This is a genomic window from Siminovitchia sp. FSL W7-1587 (assembly GCF_037963795.1).
GTDB classification, from domain to species: Bacteria; Bacillota; Bacilli; order Bacillales; family Bacillaceae_C; genus Siminovitchia; species Siminovitchia thermophila.
The window spans coordinates 3,381,224-3,398,624 of record NZ_CP150169.1 but is presented as its reverse complement, the minus strand read 5'-3'; the positions used below and the strand labels follow the sequence as shown (position 1 = coordinate 3,398,624).

23 protein-coding genes are annotated in these 17,401 nt (G+C 42.7%); 8 read left to right on the top strand and 15 right to left on the bottom strand.

The window, feature by feature from the left end; translation table 11 throughout:
• Positions 1–28 precede the first annotated feature (28 nt).
• The 4 genes from NST31_RS15995 to NST31_RS15980 form a co-directional block, all read right to left on the bottom strand.
• Positions 29–400, bottom strand: coding sequence for a DUF2188 domain-containing protein (locus tag NST31_RS15995; protein ID WP_321189667.1), 372 nt, complete (start codon positions 398–400; stop codon positions 29–31).
• A gap of 59 nt (positions 401–459) precedes the next feature.
• Positions 460–867, bottom strand: a complete 408-nt coding sequence (locus tag NST31_RS15990) for a hotdog fold thioesterase (protein WP_077111146.1) — start codon at positions 865–867, stop codon at positions 460–462.
• A gap of 75 nt (positions 868–942) precedes the next feature.
• A complete protein-coding gene (locus tag NST31_RS15985; RefSeq protein WP_077111145.1) occupies positions 943–1,152 on the bottom strand; it encodes a hypothetical protein in 210 nt (69 codons plus the stop codon).
• A 94-nt stretch (positions 1,153–1,246) separates the two neighbouring features.
• A complete protein-coding gene (locus tag NST31_RS15980; RefSeq protein WP_339161954.1) occupies positions 1,247–2,764 on the bottom strand; it encodes a leucyl aminopeptidase in 1,518 nt (505 codons plus the stop codon).
• A gap of 154 nt (positions 2,765–2,918) precedes the next feature.
• On the opposite strand from NST31_RS15980, the gene NST31_RS15975 reads away from it, so the two are divergent.
• The gene (locus NST31_RS15975; RefSeq protein WP_339161952.1) at positions 2,919–3,404 is read left to right on the top strand and encodes a divergent PAP2 family protein; all 486 of its coding nucleotides are present in this window, start codon (positions 2,919–2,921) and stop codon (positions 3,402–3,404) included.
• 59 nt (positions 3,405–3,463) lie between these two features.
• Here NST31_RS15975 and NST31_RS15970 read toward each other — a convergent pair whose 3' ends face one another.
• From NST31_RS15970 to NST31_RS15955, 4 genes are all read right to left on the bottom strand, one after another.
• Positions 3,464–4,108 carry a 3D domain-containing protein gene (locus tag NST31_RS15970; protein ID WP_339161951.1) on the bottom strand — a complete coding sequence of 215 codons (645 nt, stop codon included), beginning with the start codon at positions 4,106–4,108 and terminating at the stop codon, positions 3,464–3,466.
• A gap of 657 nt (positions 4,109–4,765) precedes the next feature.
• Positions 4,766–5,089 carry a YuiB family protein gene (locus NST31_RS15965; RefSeq protein ID WP_077111142.1) on the bottom strand — a complete coding sequence of 108 codons (324 nt, stop codon included), beginning with the start codon at positions 5,087–5,089 and terminating at the stop codon, positions 4,766–4,768.
• Positions 5,090–5,199: 110 nt separating this feature from the next.
• Entirely contained in the window at positions 5,200–5,682 is a 483-nt protein-coding gene (locus tag NST31_RS15960; RefSeq protein WP_339161949.1) for an NUDIX hydrolase, read from the bottom strand.
• Between the two features lie 288 nt (positions 5,683–5,970).
• A complete protein-coding gene (locus NST31_RS15955; protein WP_339165580.1) occupies positions 5,971–7,188 on the bottom strand; it encodes an NAD(P)/FAD-dependent oxidoreductase in 1,218 nt (405 codons plus the stop codon).
• Positions 7,189–7,535: 347 nt separating this feature from the next.
• On the opposite strand from NST31_RS15955, the gene NST31_RS15950 reads away from it, so the two are divergent.
• Positions 7,536–8,534 carry an NAD(P)/FAD-dependent oxidoreductase gene (locus NST31_RS15950; protein WP_339161946.1) on the top strand — a complete coding sequence of 333 codons (999 nt, stop codon included), beginning with the start codon at positions 7,536–7,538 and terminating at the stop codon, positions 8,532–8,534.
• A gap of 74 nt (positions 8,535–8,608) precedes the next feature.
• On the opposite strand, the gene NST31_RS15945 is transcribed toward NST31_RS15950, so the two are convergent.
• Positions 8,609–8,971 carry an iron-sulfur cluster assembly accessory protein gene (locus NST31_RS15945; RefSeq protein WP_077111139.1) on the bottom strand — a complete coding sequence of 121 codons (363 nt, stop codon included), beginning with the start codon at positions 8,969–8,971 and terminating at the stop codon, positions 8,609–8,611.
• Between the two features lie 191 nt (positions 8,972–9,162).
• Positions 9,163–9,399 (bottom strand): YuzB family protein, encoded by a 237-nt coding sequence (locus NST31_RS15940; RefSeq protein ID WP_077111138.1) that lies wholly within the window; start codon positions 9,397–9,399, stop codon positions 9,163–9,165.
• Positions 9,400–9,587: 188 nt separating this feature from the next.
• On the opposite strand from NST31_RS15940, the gene NST31_RS15935 reads away from it, so the two are divergent.
• Complete coding sequence (locus NST31_RS15935) at positions 9,588–10,655, top strand: NAD(P)/FAD-dependent oxidoreductase (protein ID WP_339161944.1); 1,068 nt, start codon at positions 9,588–9,590, stop codon at positions 10,653–10,655.
• Between the two features lie 47 nt (positions 10,656–10,702).
• Here the strand turns inward: NST31_RS15935 and NST31_RS15930 are convergent, their stop codons facing one another.
• Positions 10,703–11,026, bottom strand: a complete 324-nt coding sequence (locus NST31_RS15930) for a YuzD family protein (RefSeq protein WP_077111136.1) — start codon at positions 11,024–11,026, stop codon at positions 10,703–10,705.
• Positions 11,027–11,143: 117 nt separating this feature from the next.
• On the opposite strand from NST31_RS15930, the gene NST31_RS15925 reads away from it, so the two are divergent.
• A complete protein-coding gene (locus NST31_RS15925) occupies positions 11,144–11,380 on the top strand; it encodes a NifU family protein (RefSeq protein WP_077111135.1) in 237 nt (78 codons plus the stop codon).
• Positions 11,381–11,441: 61 nt separating this feature from the next.
• On the opposite strand, the gene yutH is transcribed toward NST31_RS15925, so the two are convergent.
• The gene (gene yutH, locus NST31_RS15920; protein ID WP_077111134.1) at positions 11,442–12,431 is read right to left on the bottom strand and encodes a spore coat putative kinase YutH; all 990 of its coding nucleotides are present in this window, start codon (positions 12,429–12,431) and stop codon (positions 11,442–11,444) included.
• Positions 12,432–12,575: 144 nt separating this feature from the next.
• Here yutH and NST31_RS15915 point away from each other — a divergent pair, with 144 nt between their 5' ends.
• Complete coding sequence (locus tag NST31_RS15915; protein ID WP_083717412.1) at positions 12,576–13,076, top strand: phosphatidylglycerophosphatase A; 501 nt, start codon at positions 12,576–12,578, stop codon at positions 13,074–13,076.
• Between the two features lie 595 nt (positions 13,077–13,671).
• Here NST31_RS15915 and NST31_RS15910 read toward each other — a convergent pair.
• Positions 13,672–14,439, bottom strand: a complete 768-nt coding sequence (locus tag NST31_RS15910) for a TIGR01457 family HAD-type hydrolase (protein ID WP_339161941.1) — start codon at positions 14,437–14,439, stop codon at positions 13,672–13,674.
• Between the two features lie 13 nt (positions 14,440–14,452).
• Positions 14,453–14,890 (bottom strand): DUF86 domain-containing protein, encoded by a 438-nt coding sequence (locus NST31_RS15905; protein WP_077111131.1) that lies wholly within the window; start codon positions 14,888–14,890, stop codon positions 14,453–14,455.
• Positions 14,891–15,000: 110 nt separating this feature from the next.
• Here NST31_RS15905 and NST31_RS15900 point away from each other — a divergent pair, with 110 nt between their 5' ends.
• A complete protein-coding gene (locus NST31_RS15900) occupies positions 15,001–15,315 on the top strand; it encodes a cytosolic protein (RefSeq protein WP_077111130.1) in 315 nt (104 codons plus the stop codon).
• A 24-nt stretch (positions 15,316–15,339) separates the two neighbouring features.
• Here NST31_RS15900 and NST31_RS15895 read toward each other — a convergent pair whose 3' ends face one another.
• Positions 15,340–15,615: a YutD family protein gene (locus NST31_RS15895; RefSeq protein ID WP_077111165.1), complete on the bottom strand. Its 276-nt coding sequence runs from the start codon at positions 15,613–15,615 to the stop codon at positions 15,340–15,342.
• Between the two features lie 113 nt (positions 15,616–15,728).
• Between NST31_RS15895 and NST31_RS15890 the strand changes: the two genes are divergently transcribed.
• Both NST31_RS15890 and NST31_RS15885 read left to right on the top strand, forming a co-directional pair.
• Complete coding sequence (locus NST31_RS15890; protein WP_077111129.1) at positions 15,729–16,322, top strand: YhcN/YlaJ family sporulation lipoprotein; 594 nt, start codon at positions 15,729–15,731, stop codon at positions 16,320–16,322.
• A 58-nt stretch (positions 16,323–16,380) separates the two neighbouring features.
• Positions 16,381–17,352, top strand: a complete 972-nt coding sequence (locus tag NST31_RS15885; protein WP_253191869.1) for a M23 family metallopeptidase — start codon at positions 16,381–16,383, stop codon at positions 17,350–17,352.
• Positions 17,353–17,401 lie beyond the last annotated feature (49 nt).

The following is a 17,401-nucleotide window of genomic DNA, read 5'->3' as shown; positions in this document are numbered from 1 at the left end:
TTCCCAAAAGGAATTGCCCGTTCTTTTTTCAATCATATAATGTCTCGGAAATCGCTCCATCCGATTTATGAATGACCAACATTCCTTTGTGTTCATTGACATAGCTTTTCGCCTTTTCTAGCAAATCTTCTTTTGTATTTTCGCGCATAATCGCCTTTGTTCCGTCCTTCTTTTTCAATACCCAGTCTGTTCCATTCGGTTCTATATGGTACTCGGGACGATCAACATCCTCTTCGAAATACTTGCGGGCTTGGGCAATTCCAATGGCAATGGCCCGCCCTTCACTATATCTTTCTTCCAATAAAGCGTTCGCTATCTCAATTGCTTTGTTCCTAACATGGTCAGGCAGGTTTTTCATGGAATCCGGGTAATCATTTTGCGACCAAGGCAATGCACTCACTCCTTTGTTTCGCTTATGGTGTTACGATTCCCGGAATAATCAGCATTCAAACACGAGGGCTACGACTGCTTTGGCACAATGGCAATGGTGCACCTCGATATGCAAACAAGGGATTCTTGTTCATCCCTGATCCTAATATCCCAAACCATCGTACTCTTTCCACGATGAACAACTTCCGCTACTGCAGTGACGATACCGTCCCGCATAGAGCGTATGTGATTGGCATTAATTTCAAGGCCAAAACATATTTCTTTATCCAAGTCAATCATCAATACAGCCCCAATGCTGGCAACGGTTTCAGCCAATGCAACGGAAGCACCCCCGTGCAAATAACCAAATGGTTGTTTCGTTCTCCCGTCAACAGGCATGGTTGCTGTTACTCTTCCTTCTTCCAGCGATGTAATCTCGATTCCCAATGAATCATGCAGCGTATTTTTAGCCAGTTCTTGTACTTTTTCCTTATCCATCTATGTATTCTCCTCCTCTTCCAACTTCAAAAAAGAAAGCCCATCCGCGTAAGGCCGACGGGCTCTTTATTACATCTACCAATACGGTGCTCCATAGCCGTAGGGAGCTCCATAGCCATAAGGGTAAGGATAGGGATAAAAAGGTCTTGGACGGGCAGCTAGATAGCTCCCTATCCCTCCTCCTATACCGCCGCCAATTAATCCGCCAAGGAAACCACCTAGCAATGGAAACCCCCATAAAAACCTGCTGTCGGCAACTGGTGGTGCGAAACTTCGATAATACATCCAGGTTTACCTCCTTTGTCGAAAGCATAAAAGCCTTTCACTATTGTCTATGCGACAAAGGGCTGGTTGGGATGGGCATTCGTTCCATGAATAATCATTGGCCGAGCCCATTCAAGTCTTCATCACAGACGAGAGTTGCCAGGGTTCTAACCATGACACCTGTGGCGCCGGATGGACCAAGCTCGGAGCTTTTTTTCGAAGTCGCTGTTCCGGCAATATCCAAGTGCACCCATGGTGTGTCTTCTGCAAACTCAGCGAGAAATGCTCCACCCATAATGGCGTGGCCTTCCCGGCCCGGCGAATTGTTTAAATCGGCTATTTCGCTTGAACGCACTCTCTCTTTATCTTGCTCTGTAAGAGGAAGCCTCCATATAAATTCACCTGTTTTTTCTGAAGCCTGAAACACTTTTTCATAAAAAGCATCATGATTGGTCATGGCTCCCGTTTTATCAAGGCCTAAGGCTACGACGACCCCACCTGTTAAAGTAGCCGCATCCACGACATATTCAGCTCCATGCATTTTAGCATACGTAATCGCATCGGCGAGGACGAGTCGCCCTTCTGCATCTGTATTTAATATTTCAATAGTCTTGCCGTTTAAGCTGGTAATAACATCATCCGGTTTAAATGCTTTGCCGCTCACTACATTATCAGTTGCGGGAATGACTGCCACTACATTCTGGTTTGGCCGCAGTTCTCCGATAATTTCCATCGCACCCAAGACCGCCGCTCCGCCTGCCATATCCGTCTTCATTTCAACAATGCTCGACTTTGGTTTTAACGAATAGCCTCCTGTATCAAACGTGATCCCTTTTCCGACTAGTCCCAGAACATCATTCCATTGCTCTTGGCCTCTGTATTTTAAAACGATCATATAAGGAGGTTCCTCAGATCCTTGGTTAACAGCAAGCATAGCCCCCATTCCCAGCTTTTCCATGTCCGCCTTTTCCAATATTTCCAACTCAAACCCAAACCGTCCTGCCAAATTTTTTGCGTATTCCGCCAGATAAGCAGGGTTCAGCAAATTACTCGGCATATTTACGAGCGTCCGTGCAGCATTGGTCGCTTTTCCATAAATCATGCCATTTTTCAGAGAGGTTTCAATTTCGTGTTGCTGTTCACTTGTAAATACATTCATTTTCTTTATGGTTACTTCGGGTTCATTTGACTTTTGTTTGTAGCCCGGAAATTCGTATGTTGCCATCGTAAAAGCTTCGCCGATGATTTGAGCAACGGCCGTACTGCTTAGATCCCCGTGGACAAAAGAGTCAAGCGCAATTGCAAAGGATGGGACCCGCATTTCTTTTATCATTTTACAGGCTTTGCCGACTGCCTCTCTTAGGAAATCGGCTGTCAGATCCTTTTCTTTTCCCAACCCGACAAAAACGAATCGCTTGATGGGCGATAATCCCAGGCTATATACAGTACGCACCTTTTTAAGCTTAGCCGAAAGGTCGCCCCTTTTGACGAGGTTGGTTAATTCTCCCTGAAACATTTGATCCAGTCCTTCTAGGGGGCCCGAAAATTTTTCCGGCTTATCAAGCAATCCGATGATCATACATTCTTGCTCCGTTTCAAAAGGATTGCTGTTTTGTGCATGAATGACATCCACTACTTTCAACTCCCTTCTTTTCATCATTATAGACGAAACAGCAGGATGCATCGAGCTGGCAGGTTGTTTTTCTTAAAAGGAAATGATTGATTGCTTCTTGGATATGGTATGATAAAAAATAAGAAGACGTTGTTGGAAAGAAAGGATGTCATCGATGGAGCTTTTTTCCAATTTTCCACTTTGGTCTGCCCTTACTTCGATTTTTTTCGCTCAGTTTATTAAAGTGCCCCTTCAGTTTTTTATCACCAAAAAAGTAGACTGGTCACTGTTGACTTCAACAGGTGGGATGCCCAGCTCCCACTCAGCCGCTGTTACTGCCCTCTCAACAGGTGTTGCCTTGGAAACGGGTCTGGATTCGCCTTTATTTGCCATCTCCGTGGTATTTGCCATTATTGTCATGTTTGATGCGACAGGCGTGCGCTGGCAAGCAGGGGAGCATGCTGTCGTGCTGAACCAGCTCGTATCCGATTTTCAGCGTTTTATCGAAGAAGCGAAGGAATGGCCGGAAAAGCCGCAGCAGAAAAAGCGAGAAGAATTGAAAGAATTGCTTGGACACAAACCTGTGGAAGTTTTTTTTGGAGGGCTTACAGGTGTTGGATTAACTTTGTTCCTATGGTATATTTTTTCAAAAGTAACTTAACGAAATAACAAAAAGGGCGGCCCGCTTTTCAGGGCGGACGCCCATATATGTGAAACAACCTAATTTTCATTCGCATTTTTTAAATAGTTTTGCCGGAATACTTGCATCGTTTCATCTTCATTTAATGCCGTGAGTTCCTCTTCCGTGACTTTTCCAGATCCCAACTGGATCACATGAACATCCACGGTACGCTTTCCCCACTCTTTATAAACATCTTGTACTGTTTCAAAATAGAGATCTATTTTATTGCCTTTAATGGCAGATCCCGTATCAGTCACAACACCATACCCGTAACCCGGAATAAATAAAATCGTTCCCATAGGAAATACATCGGGGTCAGCGGCGACGGTTGAATAAAGATCTCTTTTTACTTTGACACCCGAATATGTAATCCCGTAGGAAGGATGCCCCGGCTTTTTTCCTGTCGATTCTTCCCCGGCAGTGTAACCGGTGGCAACGACCTTTTTTACAGGGTATTTGGACCAATCGAACGACTCTTCCAAAGAAGGTGCAGGGCTTTCCGCCTCTGCTTGAGCATTTGTTTTATCGGATTTTTTTTGATCAACACTTGCATTGGCCATCATATCTTGAACAAGTGTATACGCCTGAATGCCGGACAATGTTTCATAAGTTACCGCCAACGCCCCAAGAAATAAAACCGTCATGGCAAACCTTCTGCCATAAAGAACCTTCATGACATGCATTCACTCCTCTCAAGGCTATTGTTGCCCCGCTTGAGAAGAAGTATTCATTTTAGCTTAAGCTGAGTAAGTCGCGAAAATCGAAATCCCTCCTACGATACGCCTAAAGATTAACTGTGGGTGCGAGGATTTCGATTATGTGAAGAAGATTGCGGCATAAGGGGCCAGTATTGCGATCAAGTGAAGAAGATTACGACTCGTGTGGAGTGGTTTTCGATCATGTGAAGAGGATTACGACTTGTGTGGAGAGGTTTTCGATCATGTGAAGAGGATTACGACTCGTGTGAGAGATCATGTGATGAGGAGGGCGACACAAGACAAGGATTTCGATAGCGGGTGAGGAGGACAATACATGTCCGAGAGGATTTCCATAACATATGGAGCATTGCGACACATGGAGAGGTTTTCAAAAAGGTGGATAGGACTTGCGATTGTGAAGTCGGAATGTGAATGGGATGCTAAATTATTCACTAAAAAATAAAAACAGCTGCGAAACGAATCCGAAGCTGTTCTTTTCTCTTTACAGGCCACCATATAGCCTAACACCCTTGGCCTATTCAGAGCATTCGAAGGAGTCCTAAGGGATGCTTTTTTCCGTACGTTTATATTGCCATGTTGAAGAAATCACGAAAGGGTGTTCTCGACAACCGCGACATCTCCTTAAAACATTCTGTATCCTTTTTTTCTTAAATAACGCATGGTAAGCCCTGCTGCTATGGCTCCCACAAGGCCACTGCCCAAAATAAGCATGTCCGCGGGCGCCAAATGGGATATGACTTCTCCCAGACTGGAAAAAGAAGCAGAAGGGGCTGTGAAATATTCTGTAAACCTTACTTTATCTACAATCAATATCGCGATAATTGGATAAATGACTGCCATAATCCATGTCATTCGCAACAACATATTCAACAAAAAACCAATTCCATAGAATAGGACAAAAAATAATAACATGGAAATAAGCAGGACAGGAACGGTCATTGGCATGGATGTATCCTCCTAAAGTTCGCTACTAACAAGTTTACAGAATGGTGAATAGAGCGTCAATGCAAGAATAGAGGAGAATTCATGACATTTTTACCAGTTTGCTGTCGCTTTTATAAAAATAACTTATATGCGGTATATCCAAATTGCGGGCCCGGATGAAAACCTGTCCTCTCCTTTTGAAGGGGTAAAATTCCAGTTTTCATTATTTCTTTTAAAATGAGCGAAGCGTTCTCATCATAAGCTAAATCTTCAGGTGCCATCCAGCTGGCCGAGTCAATTTCACGTTCTTCGATATGAAGTGTCGTATTTTCTGGCGTACATAAAAACAAAATCATATTGTCGCTGATCATTTCGTCGATCACGCCTGTCCTCATCCCCAGCAGACCGTTTATATGGCAGACGATTCCCGTTTCTTCAAGCACTTCCCGCTTTACAGCTTCATCAACTGTTTCCCCCGCTTCGACAAATCCTGCGGGAAGTGTCCATTGACCTTTTGCTCCGCCATACTTCTTTTTGACGACAAGCCAACGGCCTTTCTTGTCAACGACTAAACCACAAGCGGCAAGCCACACATTCCCTCTCTTTTGATTCATTTTCTCTCCTTATTATTTGCATAATAGAAAAAACATTTACACCACTGGGGTAAAATGACCATTTAGCTGGTGCAAACGATTATTGCCCTGTTCCACTAATAATGACTGCGCAATTCGTTTTGACATAATCGTTCAAACATTCTAACATACACAAGAGTCGTTGTGCATCCAGTCACAAAAAGCAAACGAGAAAAGACTGAAGCATAAAAAACAAGGCTTTCTTTAGGCGTATTCTTTCCTTTGAAAAAGACAGAATCAAATTGATTCTGCCTTTTCGCCAATGAACTATTATAAAAGATTAAATTTACCTTTTTTCATCGTGAGCGAGACTCCACCGATCATGTATAAAGCACGATTGTCAATCATCTTTTTCATGAAGGCGGCTTTTGTTCCAGTCATTTTCTTTCCAAAGACCACACCGATCGCGTCATCATCGCCCAAGGAACAAACTGTCCCCTTATTTTCGAATGTGAATGTCTCAAGATCCGATTTTCCTTGCACAAGTCTTGCAAGATTTGCAGCAACTAGTTCACCTTGCTGCATGGCGATTTGTGCAGTTGGCGGATACGGCCGGTTGATCTCTTCGTTGATCACAAGAGAACAGTCGCCAATGACAAAAACATCTGGTTGTCCTGGCGCACGTAGATCCGGATCGACTTTAACACGGCCGCGCATGTTTTCAAATCCGGATGCTTCAATGATTGGATTGCCGCGGACTCCAGCAGCCCAAACCACTGTTCCCGCTTTAATTTCTTCTGTTTCATCTTCACCTTTTGCTACGATAATTCCTTCAGGAGTTGCTTCTTTAATCGCTGTTCCAATGCGGAATTCAATATTTTTTCTTTCCAGTTGGGCTGTCGCATATTCGACCAATTCTGGATCAAAACCAGGCAACGCCGTAGGGGCCGCCTCTACACAAATGACTTTGACTAAAGTTTGATCAATATCATATTCCTTGCACAGTTCCGGAATCCGGTTACCTAACTCTCCCAAAAACTCAATTCCTGTAAACCCGGCACCGCCGACAACTATGGTAAGCCGCTCCGGCTTTTCGCCTTGCTCCACTTTATATGTGGCAAATTGATACTCGATATGTTCGCGTATTTGGCGGGCGGAGTTTACATTTGTAATGGAGAATGCATATTTATCAAGCCCGGGGATGCCAAATGTTTCAGGTGCCCCTCCAAGGGCGACAACCAAATAATCGTATGTCACTTCGCCATTTTTGAGAAGAACCTTTTTCGCTTCCAAGTCAACTTTTTCCGCCGTATCTTGAATAAATTGAACCCTGCTTTTATCAATTACATCGGTGATGGCATATCTAACACGATCATGGTGCAATGTTCCGGCAGAAGCTTCATGCAGCCATGTCGTTTCATAATGGTAATCATTTTTATTTACTAGAACAATTTCGGCATCATTGCTTCCTATTTGCTTTTGAAGACGCGTGACCGTCATGAGGCCTCCATAACCTGCGCCGAGTACTACAATCTTTGGCTTTCTCACTTTCATCACTTCCACCTTTACATAATATTCAATCAGTACGTTTGAAATGCTCGGGAATAAATAATAAAATATAAAATATTGTGATGCACTTCACGTACCAGGACAAAAAAAAAAGAGATAAATGTCACAAAAACTTAATATATGTTCATCATATGGCTTTTGCATACTTTTTTCAAGCAGTTTATAGGAAATGTAAATGTTTCGAAAGTTTTGAAACAAAAGCGTGAAAATCGTCGTTTTTCATTCTTTTTTTGGGCATTTCATATGCAAAAGTGAATGATATATGTCACAATAGGAAAGTGTTATGATGACAAAATTATAAGGTGTTTAAACTGGAGGGATTTTCTTTGAAAGAAGATCAACAAATATATGACATGACGATCATCGGGGCAGGCCCCGCTGGACTATTTACCGCCTTTTACGCAGGGATGAGAAATTCGACCGTAAAGATCATTGAAAGCCTTCCTCAATTAGGCGGGCAGCTTGCGGCTCTTTATCCCGAAAAATATATATATGATGTCGCGGGTTTTCCAAAAGTGAAAGCTATTGACCTTGTCAATAACTTGAAAGAGCAATTACAATTGTTCGATCAAACGATCTGTTTAGGGCAGTCAGTCCAAAACGTTGAAAAGTTGGAAGACGGAACTTTTAAGTTAACAACCGATAAAGAAATCCACTATACAAAGGCGATTATTATTACAGCAGGAATCGGAGCTTTCCAACCGCGTCGCCTCGAACTTCAAGAAGCTGAACATTACGAAGGTAAAAACCTTCATTACTTCGTGGATGACATGAAAAAGTTTGAAGGCAAACGGGTAGTCATTTTAGGTGGAGGAGACTCGGCCGTAGACTGGGCGCTTATGTTGGAGCCTATTGCGGAAAAAGTTACTTTGATTCACCGCCGGGATAAGTTTCGGGCCCACGAAAGCAGCGTAGAACAACTGAAAGCTTCTACTGTTGAAGTTATAACCCCTTTTGCTGCGGCAGATATGATTTGTGATGAAGAAGCTGTCAGAAAAATTATTATCCAGGAAGTTCGGGGCGAAGCAGTGAAAGAAATTGAACTTGATGAACTCATTTGCAACTATGGCTTTGTTTCTTCGCTTGGCCCTATTAAAGAATGGGGAATCGACATTAAAAAAAATTCGATTGTTGTCAACTCCAAGATGGAAACCAATATTCCAGGCATTTATGCAGCCGGCGATGTGACGACATATGAAGGCAAAGTCAAACTCATTGCAACAGGATTTGGCGAAGCTCCTACCGCTGTCAGCAATGCAAAAGCATACATTGATCCGAAAGCGCGTGTGCAACCAATGCACAGCACATCCCTTTTTGATAAATAGAGATCAAACCAAACGAAAAGACCTGAACTTTAGCGGGCCCCTTTAGGCCCTCCATAAGTCCAGGTCTTTTATCATTAACATTCTTCCGGCGTTCCGGTCACTTTGGCAGTCCGGAAGGACGTACCACAGCCACAAGAAACCAACGCATTGGGGTTGTCGATCGTAAATCCGCCGCCCATTAAAGATTGTTTGAAATCAATCGTTGTCCCGGTGACAAGTGGCGCACTGTCCTTGTCGATCACGACTTCAATGCCGTGCTGTTCGAAATGCTTATCCTCATCCGTTTTTTCATGGTCGAGACTCATGCCGTATGATAGTCCACTGCAACCGCCCCCATTAATCGAAAAGCGAAAATAAGCACCTTCTTCGCCATTTTGTTTCATCATTTCTTTAATTCGCAAGGCAGCCGCCTCGGTTAAAGTAACGATGGCACTCATGAATCAGCACCCCCTATTGCGAAATAAAACCTTTCTTTTATTATATACCCCGCGGGCTTCGTTCTCAACCTATCCGGCTTCTACAACATTGCAACCTTCAAATTGGGCTTGCATCGCGAAGCATATCCGGCAAGGTTTTAATGCTGGAATGCATTTTCCTCCCAGCTTAGATTTAGGGCATTTTATGATCATTAAAACATCGGATTATCCTCTATATATTGGTATATATTTTTGACTAAATCGTCCGGAGTTTTACCTGTAACAACCTCACCGTTAACAAGGGCATACAACGATTCGGCGCAAAGATCACAATGATCCAGACAGCCGTATTCAATAATATCGAGATCCGGATCTTCCTCCAACTTTTGCAGGGCTTCGTATCCGCCCATTCCTAAATTACTGATACAAAATTCCACAATTGGATTCATTCCATATCACCTCATCACCAGTCATAATGCTACTCCTTTCACACTGATTCGTCAACGCCGAAAGATAATGATGACTCCGGTTGTATATAAATGTAGATTCAGATATACTTTTACGTGGGATATATTTGAACATATTGTTAACTATTTCTAATGTTTGTTTTAATATAGATGGCAAAAGGAGATATAATATGAAAAAATTAGTCCTGCTTGGCGGAGGATATGGGAATATGCGTGTGCTGCACCGCTTATTACCGAACCAACTACCAGAAGACGTATCCATTACTTTGATTGACAGGGTTCCTTACCATTGTCTAAAAACCGAGTATTATGCCTTAGCGGCCGGAACCATCTCCGATCAAGAAGTACGCGTACCCTTCCCGGAACATCCGCGCCTGGAAGTAAAATATGGGGAAGTAACAAACATCGACTTAGAGAATCAACTAGTGCATTTGGACCAAGAAGATCCTATTCCTTACGATGATCTCATTATCGGCCTTGGCTGCGAAGATAAATACCATAACATTCCGGGGGCCAAAGAATTTACACACAGCATCCAAAACATTGAAAATGCCCGGGAAACTTATCAAACGTTGAATAACTTGCCAGCCAATTCCGTTGTAAGTATTGTAGGCGGAGGTTTAAGCGGTGTTGAGCTTGCAAGCGAATTGAGGGAAAGCCGCTCTGATTTAGTCATTAAACTATTTGACCGCGGTAAAATCATCCTTTCAGCTTTTCCCGAAAGGGTGAGCCGGTATGTACAAAACTGGTTTCAAACAAACGGCGTGGAAGTCATTAACCAGGCCAACATTACGAAAGTGGAAGAAAAGACGTTGTATAATCACGATGAGCCTGTCCACTCAGATGTTGTTGTTTGGACAGCGGGGATTCAGCCAAACCGCATTGTTCAGGAAATGGATGTTGAAAAGGATGCGCAGGGCAGAGTCGTTTTAACTAAATACCATAATATTCCAGACAATGAACATGTTTATGTTGTCGGTGACTGCGCCAGTCTTCCTTATGCTCCAAGCGCCCAGCTCGCCGAGGGACAGGCCGACCAAATTGTGCAGGTCCTCCTAAAGCGTTGGAGCGGACAGGAGCTTCCCGAAACGCTTCCAACCATCAAATTAAAAGGTGTGCTTGGTTCCCTTGGAAAGAAACAAGGTTTCGGACTCATGGCGGACCGGGCCATTACCGGGCGTATCGCCCGTATCCTCAAGTCGGGAATTCTTTGGATGTACAAATATCATAACGGGTAAAATGCCGTATTAGAAAGCCGGAGCAACCAAAAGTGCGCTCCGGTTTTTTACATAGCCTGATAACCATATTCCTCTAACTTTTTGTATACGTCTTTCAAACGTGGATTTCCTTCTCCGATCATTTCGCTCCCAACTGTTACAACTGGATAAAACAAATCTTCTTCAATGATCCGCTTCGAGAAAGCTTTCGCTTCCTCTTCCTCGGGAGGGTTAAAAATATCAATATAGCGAATAGTAAACGGTTGATCTGGAAATTTCCTGGAAATGGCCGCCTCCAGCCATTCGTATGTTTCTTTGGACGACGGCAAATTGACACAGCTTGCGCAAATTTGATCAGCACCATACACAAAAATTTCGGCTTCTTTTTTCACGTACCTCTCCCCCTTTTCCTTATTGTACCGTTTTTTAGCAGAATGCCAACAAACTTGGCGATAGATTTTTTTTTCGTTTCTGCTTATAATGGGGAATAAGGAAAGGAGTAGATTGGAATGTCCGATCAAACAATGGTTGATCAAGTTCAAGAAGTATTAGATAAATTACGTCCATTTCTGCTTCGCGATGGCGGTGACTGCGAACTCGTAGATGTTGAAGAAGGAATCGTAAAATTGCGCCTTCTTGGTGCGTGCGGTACTTGTCCGAGTTCCACCATTACTTTAAAAGCCGGTATTGAGCGAGCTTTAATAGAAGAAGTTCCGGGAGTCGTTGAAGTAGAGCAAGTATTTTAATTAAATGGCGATGCGGTTAACATCCGGATCGCTTTTTTCTTTGTTCGTTATTGCATCATTTTTAGAGCCATTCTACCGCTGGTAAGTGAAGTTTTACATCCGCAAGTTGGTAAAAAGACCGTAAAAAGCGTTCATAGTCGGATGTGTCCCGCAAATACCTCTTCATATTTTCCTCAAGCCACTTCTGTCTTGACTGTGAATTCGACTGATAATATTCTTCAACCGTTACAAAATAATGGAGAGGGAACAAAAGCCTTGCATATACCAACCTCCATCCAAATGGGGAGATAGGGGCAATTGATTCATATTCATACAAAAAAGTTTGCAGTTCAGGCCGCAGAGCACGCCTGCTTTTAAAGTATTGGCTTCTGGTCCATTCCGCGATATCTCTTGATGGGTGATCATAAACCCATTCAAAAGGATCCCGGATTTCCTGCGCCCCTTCCCACAAACCGCTAGAAAATCGCTCATGACAAATGGTTGCCTGATCCCAGTGGTAAGGCTTCTCATCCAATTCCGTATCTGTAACGTATTGAATGGCATTTTCCGCCAACCCCATAAAATATGGAAATGATTCAAAAAACAAACGTTCAAACTCCTCCCGCGGAGGCTCCTGAATAAAAGCAGACCAGGCTTGCTCCATTTGATCCACCCTCATACTCCAGAGCGATTTCCACTGGCCGATTCGATTTAACGCCTCAATTTCAGCTTGCAGTCTTTTTCCGCGTTCATGAAATCTAGCCAGTTTCCGGCCAGTTTTTTGTATTCGCCTTGACTGTGGCCGAAATTCGTTTCTAAGAAGGACATAATCATGATCTTCATGAGTAACAAGAAATTTATGATCTTTTGCCGCTGTAAAGCGAGACACCTTCCGATCACGCAATGTTGCCAAATGCTCAGACATTTCATATCGCTCAATTAAAACTTTTTGTTCCATATGGGTTACTGGTACAATAGTATATAATACATCACCGGCCAAAAATCGTTCTTTTCCGTTAAGATGTATTGACCTGTCGGGATTAATCCCAAAATACTTCTCTAAAATTTCCACGGCATATCCCTCTCTTTTGCTTTTCCCTTTTGTTCATTTATATGAGCAAAACCGGAAAAATTTGCCGATAGAATAAAGAGGGAGTGTAAAAGCAGTGGAATCCAGGCGATAAAATGTAAAATTGCAATGTAAAGGATGAGGAGAATGGCTGAAGATAGAAAAATGACCGAATTAGAAGTGACCGCTCGCCGATGGTTAAATGAACGTGGTGTAACGATTGATGATTTGGCAGAGCTTGTAATGTTTTTACAAAAAAAATATCATCCTGCATTAACATTGGATGAATGTAAATACAATATTGAACGCGTTCTTCGCAAAAGAGAAGTGCAAAACGCAATCTTGACTGGCATCCAATTGGATAAACTAGCGGAGCAGGGGAAACTGGAAGAGCCGCTCCAAACGATTATTGGTACTGACGAAAGCCTGTATGGAGTAGATGAAATACTTGCCTTTTCAATCGTTAACGTCTACGGTTCGATCGGCTTTACAAATTACGGTTATATCGATAAACAAAAACCTGGGATATTGGAAAAACTGAATGACCATTCTAACGATATGGTCAATACATTTCTGGACGACATCGTCGGTGCCATCGCAGCAGCCGCTTCAAGCAGGCTGGCACATAGCGCCAAAGGCGAAGAGTAATGAAATGCGTGGCATGTTATGGATGTAACATTTTCTGAACATGGATAAAAGCAAGTATAACGTCTTGTCGATCTCGATAAATATTGCCAGTATAAGCGTAACTTTTTTTGATTTCGATCAAAACCAGATTAATGTAGCCTTTGCGATCTCAACCATATTGCCAATATAAACGTTACTTTTTTTGATTTCAATAATAACCAGATTAACGTAGCCTTTTGCGATATCAACCATATTGCCAATATAAACGTTACTTTTTTTGATTTCGATCAAAACCAGATTAACGTAGCCTTTGCGATCTCAACCATAAGCATGTAACTTTTTTCAATCTAGCCAGCATTGAAATAAGTTTTTCGATTTCAATAATAACCAGTACGGACGTAAGTTTTTTCGCTCTAGATTAAAGACCAGGGAAACTTTTTACGACATGATGCGAAAAAATCAGCTACTTCCTGCGGCGATTTAAAAAGTTGCTTATTTCAGGCGTCGTCTTATTGTAACCGTTATTGTTCTATTGTTTTCATATCCGAATGAAAATAAAAGCATGCGAGAAAACGGCTTGTTTTTCCACATGCTTTTGTATTTGTCCAACACGATCTCAGCGGATTTCCCATTGTTCGAGGGAAGAAACAACATATGTTGGCTTTTCCTGTCTTTTTGCCAGCATCTCGGGCGTTGTCACACCTGTATGGACGAGCAGCGTATCGATACCGAAACGCATGCCCGCCAATATATCTGTGTCGTAATTATCTCCTACCATAATGGTTTCTTTTTTTGGAGTACCCAGTATTTTATGGGCCTGTTCCATAATAATCTGATGCGGTTTTCCGATAAAGACAGGCTCCTTCTGTGTCGAGTAAGAGATAACCGAGGTAAGCGCCCCATTTCCAGGCAAGAGTCCCTTTTCCGTCGGTATGGCCGCATCGCTGTTTGTCGAATAAAACTCGGCTCCGTCCCGAATTGCCAAACAAGCTTTTGCCAGCTTTTCATAATTAATGTCCCGGTCGATCCCGATGATCACTGCATCAGGACGGCTGTCTGTCAGTTCAAAACCTTTTTCAGCCAAAGCTTCTTTCAGCCCTGTTTCCCCAATGGCATATACCCGGGCATTCGGGTGTTTTTCGTATAGATAATTTGCCGTGGCCAAAGAAGCGGTGAATACGTCATCCGGTCCAGCCCGAAAACCCAATTGGTTTAAATGGCCAGCAACTTGGGTCGGAGTTTTGGAAGAATTGTTCGTAACAAATAAATGACGCAGCCCCTTTTTTTCTATCCGCTTAACAAATTCAATTGCTTCGGGAATCACTTCTATTCCCTTATATGCCGTTCCATCCAAATCGATCAAATATCCCGCGTATTGTTTCATTGTCTCTCCTCTTTTAATTCTTAAAAGCAGATACAGGTCCCAGCTCATTCGTTAAGTATGCCCGCACAGATGGGGCAAACTGCTGGAGTGCATTCAAATTCTCCACAAAAACAGCAATCAATTGCTCATGATCTACGTGAATATATTGCTGTACAAGCATTTTCCGATACGAAATCACTTTTTTTAAACTGTCGCCATTTGCGCTTTCAATAACTTTTTCATCCACAAGAATATCAATGATATCATCATAGCTACCGGGGTCCCTCATAATAAACCCGTCGATCATGGCATTTCCTGTATCCAAAATCGACTCGATGGCAGTTTGCAACAACCTTTCCAGCGCTGCTTTTTTGATATCTGAATCCCACTGTTTTTCGATTTGAAATAATGCAAGCTGTTTTTCCAAATATTGAAGAGTCGCTTCAATATGTTCACGGTCAACAAAGTACACGGACAAGACCTCCATTAATGATCATCCATTTCATTTTACCATATCCAAAAAGCCGTTACGAATATAGCCCAAAGGTCGGGGCACCTTATAAATGAAAGGTGGTAACGAATATGGATGAAACCCGTGACAAAAAAAACGATATTGATAAAGAAGAAAACGAATATACCGATGTTTCAACAGCTGAGACAAGAAGGAACTTTTTAACGGCCGAAGAATTTCCGGAAGGGCCATACGGTACGCCAAGGCGAAGGCATGCTCCAGTGGAAAATAAGTCCACACCGTGGAAGGAAGGACAGCGCAAATATAGCGCCTTCAACTATGAATTTAAATCCATGCATCAAAACAGGCCACGTGAATTTCCAGGAGCGCACCCGACACACGACGATCCGAACAGAGATACGGAACCGCCTTACCAAAAAAGCTGAAACCGGCCAGGCATTGCTTGGCCCTTATTTGTCCACTCTTTTTAAAACAAAATAAGCGCAGCCATAATTGCAGTATTCGTACAAATATTCCAACAGTGTACTGATTTTTGTATCAAAAGAAGCCTTTTGATTGTCATCAGAAAAAAATCCTTTTAGCCGAAGCTGCCCATACCCCCAATCTCCTACAATGTAATCATACTTAGACAAAATCTCACTGAAACGAGCCTTAAAAGCTTCCTCGTTAAATCCGTCCTTAAACTCCTCGATTAATTCATACTGTTTATTTTGAACGACAATCATATAAATTCACCCATTTTTAAATTTTCTCTTACATAAATTATAACTCACACACCAACATTTACTAGTAAAAATTATTTCATCATGAGCAACCTATATAAAAGGAGGTGCCAATTATGAAGAAAATGATTTCGGCACTTGCCATAAGCGGAATTCTTTTATCCGCTTGCGGTGGCAATGACCAACAAATTGCCGATAATGATTCAGTTTACAAAAAAAGCGGCAATACAATGAATCAAACAGACAGAAACGATTTATATAATGAATCGAATGATAATCAAAATTACGGCTTTGTCCGTCAAGTAAAAAATCCCGTACCAGGGGAATCAACTAACATTAACGCTGGAGATGTTATAACAAGAGAGCAATTGGCCAATCAAATCAGCAAATTAACTGTTGGCCTGCCTGATGTAAACGATAGCAGCGTTGTTGTTACTGATGCAGAAGTATTGATTGCTTATCAGGCAGATACTTCGGACGAACGCTCGCGGGCCCAGGTGGCCGACCAAGTTAAAAAAACCGCTGAATCAGCTGTGCCAAAATGGTTTGGGATATATGTAACCGATGATCCAGCGCTTAGACAAAATGTGGAAAACATTGCCTCCATGACTCCCAACCAGGCAAATACGGATAAAGCAGTCAAAGACACTGTCAAAATGATGAAAGAAAATTCCCCTCAAGGGCGAAATGACACCAAGATGAATCAATAATTGTGACGGCCCGTGATCTTTATTTATCATGGGCCCTCTTTTTGAAAGGGGTGAGAAAGTGAAGAAATTCCTGATACTGATACTCCTTATATTCATACCATTTAGGAGTGGTGACGCGAAGGAAATATCTCCTGAAGAGATGTATAAACAAAGGATGGATTTATACAAAAAAACGGAGGTCGTTTCCGGGGTTCCTTGGTATTTTATTGCTGCTATTGATCAATACGAACGCAGCATCCGGCATGTAAGGAAAGACCTGCCGAAACCGGATGGGTTGACTGGCTTTTATATGGATGCCACCCATTGGAGCGGACCGCTAAATCCGGACAAAGGAGATCATAATCCTCTGACAATCGACTTTTTTTCCGGGAAGGGACGAGACGGTAACGGGGATGGGAAAGCAAGCCGGACAGATGATGAAGACCTTCTTTACACAGCCGCCTCCCTCATCTCTCTATACGGTGTTAACGATACAAGCGTCCGAATAGCATTATGGAATTATTATAAAAGAGATAAAACAGTAAGCGCCATTATGGCCAATGCCAAAATATACAGGACCTTTAATCGAATAAACTTAGATGAAAAAGCTTTTCCAATTCCAAAAGAATACAACTATACCTACCATAATACTTGGGGAGACCGCAGAGGATGGGGCGGCAGGAGAATGCATGAAGGTACGGACATATTCGCTTCATACGGTACACCCGTGCGCGCAGTTCGACATGGCGTTGTTGAACTAAAAGGCTGGAATAAATATGGGGGATGGCGCGTGGGTATCAGAGACTTGCACAACACGTACCATTATTACGCTCACCTGAACGGTTTTGCAAAAGATTTAAAAATTGGCGATGTTGTGAAAGCCGGACAAGTCATAGGGAGCGTTGGCAGTTCAGGATATGGACCTCCGGGTACATCAGGGAAATTTCCTCCCCATCTTCATTTTGGTATGTATAAAGATAACGGGATCAACGAATGGGCATTCGACCCTTATCCCCATTTAAAAGCTTGGGAACGGGCAGAAAAGACTTGAGGATATCGTTCGTCAACCATATCAAAAAGCTTCGGGGAGCCCGAAGCTT

Bases quoted from the DNA above. Each gene is read 5' to 3' on its own strand.
- NST31_RS15935 (WP_339161944.1), top strand. From the start codon at position 9,588: ATGAAAAAATTAGTCCTGCTTGGCGGAGGATATGGGAATATGCGTGTG.
- NST31_RS15900 (WP_077111130.1), top strand. From the start codon at position 15,001: ATGGATGAAACCCGTGACAAAAAAAACGATATTGATAAAGAAGAAAAC.
- NST31_RS15915 (WP_083717412.1), top strand. From the start codon at position 12,576: ATGGCTGAAGATAGAAAAATGACCGAATTAGAAGTGACCGCTCGCCGA.
- NST31_RS15990 (WP_077111146.1), bottom strand. From the start codon at position 867: ATGGATAAGGAAAAAGTACAAGAACTGGCTAAAAATACGCTGCATGAT.
- NST31_RS15890 (WP_077111129.1), top strand. From the start codon at position 15,729: ATGAAGAAAATGATTTCGGCACTTGCCATAAGCGGAATTCTTTTATCC.
- NST31_RS15940 (WP_077111138.1), bottom strand. From the start codon at position 9,399: ATGAATCCAATTGTGGAATTTTGTATCAGTAATTTAGGAATGGGCGGA.
- NST31_RS15970 (WP_339161951.1), bottom strand. From the start codon at position 4,108: ATGCATGTCATGAAGGTTCTTTATGGCAGAAGGTTTGCCATGACGGTT.
- NST31_RS15910 (WP_339161941.1), bottom strand. From the start codon at position 14,439: ATGAAACAATACGCGGGATATTTGATCGATTTGGATGGAACGGCATAT.
- NST31_RS15925 (WP_077111135.1), top strand. From the start codon at position 11,144: ATGTCCGATCAAACAATGGTTGATCAAGTTCAAGAAGTATTAGATAAA.
- NST31_RS15945 (WP_077111139.1), bottom strand. From the start codon at position 8,971: ATGAGTGCCATCGTTACTTTAACCGAGGCGGCTGCCTTGCGAATTAAA.
- NST31_RS15960 (WP_339161949.1), bottom strand. From the start codon at position 5,682: ATGAATCAAAAGAGAGGGAATGTGTGGCTTGCCGCTTGTGGTTTAGTC.
- NST31_RS15985 (WP_077111145.1), bottom strand. From the start codon at position 1,152: ATGTATTATCGAAGTTTCGCACCACCAGTTGCCGACAGCAGGTTTTTA.
- NST31_RS15895 (WP_077111165.1), bottom strand. From the start codon at position 15,615: ATGATTGTCGTTCAAAATAAACAGTATGAATTAATCGAGGAGTTTAAG.
- NST31_RS15975 (WP_339161952.1), top strand. From the start codon at position 2,919: ATGGAGCTTTTTTCCAATTTTCCACTTTGGTCTGCCCTTACTTCGATT.
- NST31_RS15965 (WP_077111142.1), bottom strand. From the start codon at position 5,089: ATGCCAATGACCGTTCCTGTCCTGCTTATTTCCATGTTATTATTTTTT.